4 protein-coding genes and 1 pseudogene are annotated in these 4,536 nt (G+C 60.9%); 2 read left to right on the top strand and 3 right to left on the bottom strand.

The annotated features are described in order from the left end of the window. Positions 1-195 precede the first annotated feature (195 nt). Both Q352_RS0119240 and Q352_RS0119245 read right to left on the bottom strand, forming a co-directional pair. Positions 196-1,113, bottom strand: coding sequence for a GTPase family protein (locus Q352_RS0119240; RefSeq protein ID WP_051529108.1), 918 nt, complete (start codon positions 1,111-1,113; stop codon positions 196-198). Positions 1,114-1,125: 12 nt separating this feature from the next. Next, positions 1,126-1,683, bottom strand: a complete 558-nt coding sequence (locus Q352_RS0119245) for a DUF4339 domain-containing protein (protein ID WP_028500711.1) — start codon at positions 1,681-1,683, stop codon at positions 1,126-1,128. 145 nt (positions 1,684-1,828) lie between these two features. Between Q352_RS0119245 and Q352_RS0119250 the strand changes: the two genes are divergently transcribed. Then, positions 1,829-2,176, top strand: a complete 348-nt coding sequence (locus tag Q352_RS0119250) for a helix-turn-helix domain-containing protein (protein ID WP_028500712.1) — start codon at positions 1,829-1,831, stop codon at positions 2,174-2,176. On the opposite strand, the gene Q352_RS0119255 is transcribed toward Q352_RS0119250, so the two are convergent. Next, the gene (locus tag Q352_RS0119255; protein ID WP_028500713.1) at positions 2,173-3,120 is read right to left on the bottom strand and encodes a DUF932 domain-containing protein; all 948 of its coding nucleotides are present in this window, start codon (positions 3,118-3,120) and stop codon (positions 2,173-2,175) included. The two genes, Q352_RS0119250 and Q352_RS0119255, sit on opposite strands and share 4 nt — an antisense overlap. Positions 3,121-3,702: 582 nt before the next feature. Between Q352_RS0119255 and Q352_RS22090 the strand changes: the two are divergent. Then, positions 3,703-4,502: pseudogene (locus Q352_RS22090) on the top strand (IS481 family transposase); the annotation flags it as partial. Between the last annotated feature and the right edge of the window lie 34 nt (positions 4,503-4,536).

Here is a 4,536-nt window from a genome sequence, read left to right on the forward strand (position 1 = left end):
CCGCTGACCACGACGTATTCACTGACACCTTGTCCCCAACCACTGGACCAGCGGCCGTTTTCGCCAAAGGCTTGAGCCTGGCCGGCGACGGTCAGGGCTGCGAGCAGGAGGAGATATTTCTTCATGGTGGAACCTTTCTTTCATTTTAAATAGACAACAGGCCCGAGCCGGCATGAGCCGACCCGGGCCTTGGTGTTAGCGGCGGAAGAAGTTGAGAAAGGCGGAGAACGCCCGGTTCGCGAGGGGAATAGCGACTTCACGAACCACGATGCCGAGCAGTGAAGACTTGATGCTCTCCCACAGCCCTTGCTCTGCCGCTTGGCGGGACTTTTTTGAGACGTGTTCCTCCCGCGCCTCGCGGGTGATGCTCCAGCGCTTCTCTGCCGGCAGCACGCTGATGACGGTGTCGATCAAGGCCACCAACTGGTAGCCTGCCTCGGCGGAGACGGCACATACCTGGCTGGGGGAAACACCCAACTGCCGGCTGATGCTGGCGCGCTTGGTCTCGATATTGGCGGCCTGACGGGGGCTGGGCAGATTGCGCTGCCAGTCCCATTCACGGCTCGGCTCAATCTTGTCGACCTGGTTGATGACGAAGATCACCGGCACCTGGTGCTGGTCGGCATAGGGCTGCACGATGTCGCGATAAACCTGCTCGTCCACACTCAGCGCCCGGTCGTCAGCCTTGATCACCCACAGGATCAGATCGAGCTCTTTCATCAGGCTGGCATACAGCTCGGTGTAGTCGGCGTCACGGGTGGTGCTTTCGCCCACACCAGGTACATCGAGCAGCGACAGCCCCTTGCCGTTCTGATAGCTGAGGGTGATCTCCTGCGGATGGCGGGTGCAGGCTTCAACATCACTGACGCAGGCCGTTTCCTGACCGAACAGCGCATTGCACAGCGAAGACTTGCCGGCGCCAGTCTTGCCGAGTACGCCGACGACCGCCTGGTATTGCACGACCTGGCGGATACGCGCTCGCACGGCTTCCCGTTGCTCGGCTGTCAGGGCAGTGAGATGGGGACTGAGCTGATCAAACAGCCCGGCCGAGGTATCCGGCTTGGGGCTGGATGGTGGTTCTTCGTCGCCCAGAGCGGGCCATTGGTTGAACATGGGACCCCTCCGTTAGCGTGTGATCAGTAGGCTCAGACCGAACAGGCTGAGCCAGGTCCAGAAATAGGCCGGGCGCTGGCGCAGCGACTGTGCGCGCTTCCACAGATAGACCGGAACAAGCAGCACCAGCTTGCCGAAGGCGGCGGTGTCGACCCCGGCGGCTTTCAGTCGCCGCTCGTCCCACAGGGACAAGCCGCAATTGAGCAGCAGGGTGACGTACCAGTACTGGCCGCTGCTGAGGGCCTGGGTGACTTCGTAATCGACGGTCAGTTCGCTCTGTGCACGCATGCCGGCAAGGGCGGATTCCAGTAGCAGTCCCAGCAGGGGCGCCAGGGCAAGTACCCAGATCACCGTGTTGCTGATGTGGCTGGCTGGCAGTGCCGGCGGCTGTGTGCTGTGGGGCAGGTGAACCGCTAACTGCGTATTGGCAAGGGGGAGCCAGGTGGTGAGGTCGCTGGCCCAGACTAGAGTCTGGCTGTCGAGGGCACCGTGTTCGATCAAGGTCTGCATGGCCTCGGTGCTGATCGGGCCATGGCGCTGGCCATTCTTTTCGTAGTGCCATTCATTCATGGGAATACCTTTCTTGTGGCAGGAGGGGAAGGCCAGCCACATATCTGGAAGTCGTTATTCAACTCATTGGGTTGTATTTCAACCTTACAACACCTTCATGTCAACGGGGTGGTAGTCAACTATCAAGGTTGACTTGGAGGGCGTAATGGCGGAACCGGATATGAAGACGCTGGCGCAGCGGGTAGGCAAAAGCATTGCCCGCCATCGCCAGGCGGTGAATCTGACCCAGGATGAGGTGGCCGAGCGGCTGGGAATTGGCAATGAAGCGGTGTCGCGCATTGAGCGCGGCATCGTCATGCCGACGGTGGCGCGGCTGGTGGAGCTGGCGCAGATTTTTCGTTGTGAGACATCGGACCTGCTCAGTGAGTCGAGCAACCGTCCGCTGGACCAGGAGCATCGCGTCAGCCGGCTGCTGTCGACACTGGGAGCTGAAGATCGTGAGCTGGTGGTCGAACTGGTTGAACGGCTGGTGAGCCGGCTGGCCCGTGCCTAATCGAGCAGAACCAGCGCCTGGTCGAGCGCCTTGCGCTTCAACAGCGACCCCTGACCGAACCAGGCCGAATCCAGTCGGTAGTCCTGGCTGCGCGCCCGGCGGTGGTGGTCAACGTACTCGGTCATCGCATTGACCAGGCCCCAGGCGGTGTTGCGCGCGCCGGGCAGCTCTGCCCCCATGCCAGCGCCAGCATACAACCGTTCGAGCTGCTGCCAGGCACGCGAAGCCACGGTGTCTTCCACTGGGGCTTCGTCCAGTACGTCATGGAAGAACACGCGGGCTTCGTCAGCAGAGACCGGACGCCGGCTTAGTGCCTTGATCTGACCAATAAACGCCTCCCAGCCAGACAGACCGATGCCCAGCGCTTCCTTGACCTGACGCGGGTCGAACACGGTCGAGTGCGGTACCTTGACCGCACCGCTGCGCTCGCCCACTGCCATCTGCAGCGTGTTGTTGCAGACGACCCGCACCGAGGTGAACTGGGCTGTGGTGCACAAAGTGCCATCACAACTGGTCGCCAGCAGCAGATAGGCTTTGACCCGATCACCCCCTTTGAGCACGGTTTCCTGCCCGGTACGCGCCAGCGCCCACAGCTTGCGTCCGCCTTTCAGCACCCCGGCGGTTTCCAGCTCGAAGCCGCCGGCTGAGACCAGATCGTTATAGAAGTGCAGCACATCCTGCGGCTGCACCACCTTGTAGCGTTTGGACACCACCGACAGCGGTGCCAGGGTGTCGGAGCGGTACAGCACCTTGCTGTCCGGGTAGGGGCGCAACAATGACTCGCCGCCTGCGACTTCAAACAGCACGTCGCTGTGCTCGATGGTCCAGTCCATGCCGGCTTCGCGCTGCCAGACGTCCAGCGGTTGCTGGGCGGACAATGGGTTGCCGAGGCCGTGCCAGGGGACTTGGCCGACGTAGACCATGGTTTCGATAAGATGAGACATATCAGACTCCCGGAAAATGCCCTGGTGGTGAGCCAGGGCAGGCAGAGGAAGGCAGTGACGGGGTGTCACTGCCTGTTACCGGGTGGGTGATATGTGGGTGAAAAAATCTGGAATAGGCGAAAGTGCGGTCTGTCGTACGTGCGAGTTCAGCAGCACGATTTCGTTGGCCTCTGCGTGGGAACGATGGAAGCCCGTCAGGGGTGAGGCTCCGCAGACGACTCGATGCGCACGCGCATAACAGAGCAACCGGCCATGCTTTCCTGGCCTAGGGCGCCCAGCCTCAAAGGATTGACGAACCGTTTCATGCTCCAGGCATCGGGAGGCTGACTCCATTGAATTCGTAACTGTTGATTTCTAACTGATTAGGCGCTGTCGGATATCGATGCTCTGATTGTTACATTTGAACTAGCCCAATATTTCATGCTTCGAACGTACTAGCTGTGATGCTTCAATGGGTTGTATTCAGTGCCCATCCGGACTGGATCTGAGAGACTGGAAATCGCCAAACCCCCAGCCCTCAAGGAGCCCAGCCGGACGAACACCCATAAGCGTGCCCGACTTACCTTCGCTCGTCGTCTGGAAATGGTGCAGCAAATGACCCAATGTGGCGTCAGTGCGATCCTGGCGGCCTCCTGTCATGGCGTCAGACCGCCAGAAAGTGGCTGGGCCGCTTTCTGGCCGGCGGCGAAGCCGCACTGGCAGACGCTTTTTCTCGTCCCGTACACTCGCCTCGCGCTATCAGTCCGGCCACGGCCTTGCTCATTGTCGAACTGCGCCAGCGCCGCCTGCTGCAGGCACGCATCGCCCACAGCGTGGGCGTTTCCTCTTCCACCGTCAGCCGGGTACTGGCTCGCGCCGGCATGTCCCGACTCAGCGATCTGGAACCGGCCGAGCCCGTTGTGCGTTACGAACGGGATGCGCCAGGGGATTTGCTGCACATCGACACCAAGAAACTCGGCCGTATTATGCGTCCGAGCCACCGGGTGACAGGAAACCGCCGCGATTCGGTCGACGGGGCCGGCTGGGAAACCCTGTTTATCGCCATTGATGACCACACCCGACTGGCTTTCACTGCCATGCATCCGGATGAGAAGAGAGAACAGGCCGTCCTGTTCCTGCACAATGCGGTGGCCTACTACGCTAGGTTGGGCGTGAAAGTGAAACGATTGCTGACGGACAATGGCGCCGCCTTTCGTTCGCATGAGTTCCGGCGGGCCTGTATCGAACTGGAGATCAAACACACATTCACCCGGCCGTATCGACCACAGACCAATGGCAAGGCTGAACGCTTCATCCAGTCAGCCTTGCGCGAGTGGGCCTACGGCTGGACGTATCAGGACTCAGCCCTGCGTACCGAGGTACTGGCGCATTGGCAGCATCACTAAAACTGCCATCGCCCGCACCGTGGTATGTGGA

The organism is Microvirgula aerodenitrificans DSM 15089, from assembly GCF_000620105.1.
GTDB classification, from domain to species: Bacteria; Pseudomonadota; Gammaproteobacteria; order Burkholderiales; family Aquaspirillaceae; genus Microvirgula; species Microvirgula aerodenitrificans.

Excerpts from the sequence above, each read along its gene's own strand:
- Q352_RS0119255 (WP_028500713.1), bottom strand. The coding sequence starts at position 3,120 with ATGTCTCATCTTATCGAAACCATGGTCTACGTCGGCCAAGTCCCCTGG.
- Q352_RS0119245 (WP_028500711.1), bottom strand. The coding sequence starts at position 1,683 with ATGAATGAATGGCACTACGAAAAGAATGGCCAGCGCCATGGCCCGATC.
- Q352_RS0119240 (WP_051529108.1), bottom strand. The coding sequence starts at position 1,113 with ATGTTCAACCAATGGCCCGCTCTGGGCGACGAAGAACCACCATCCAGC.
- Q352_RS0119250 (WP_028500712.1), top strand. The coding sequence starts at position 1,829 with ATGGCGGAACCGGATATGAAGACGCTGGCGCAGCGGGTAGGCAAAAGC.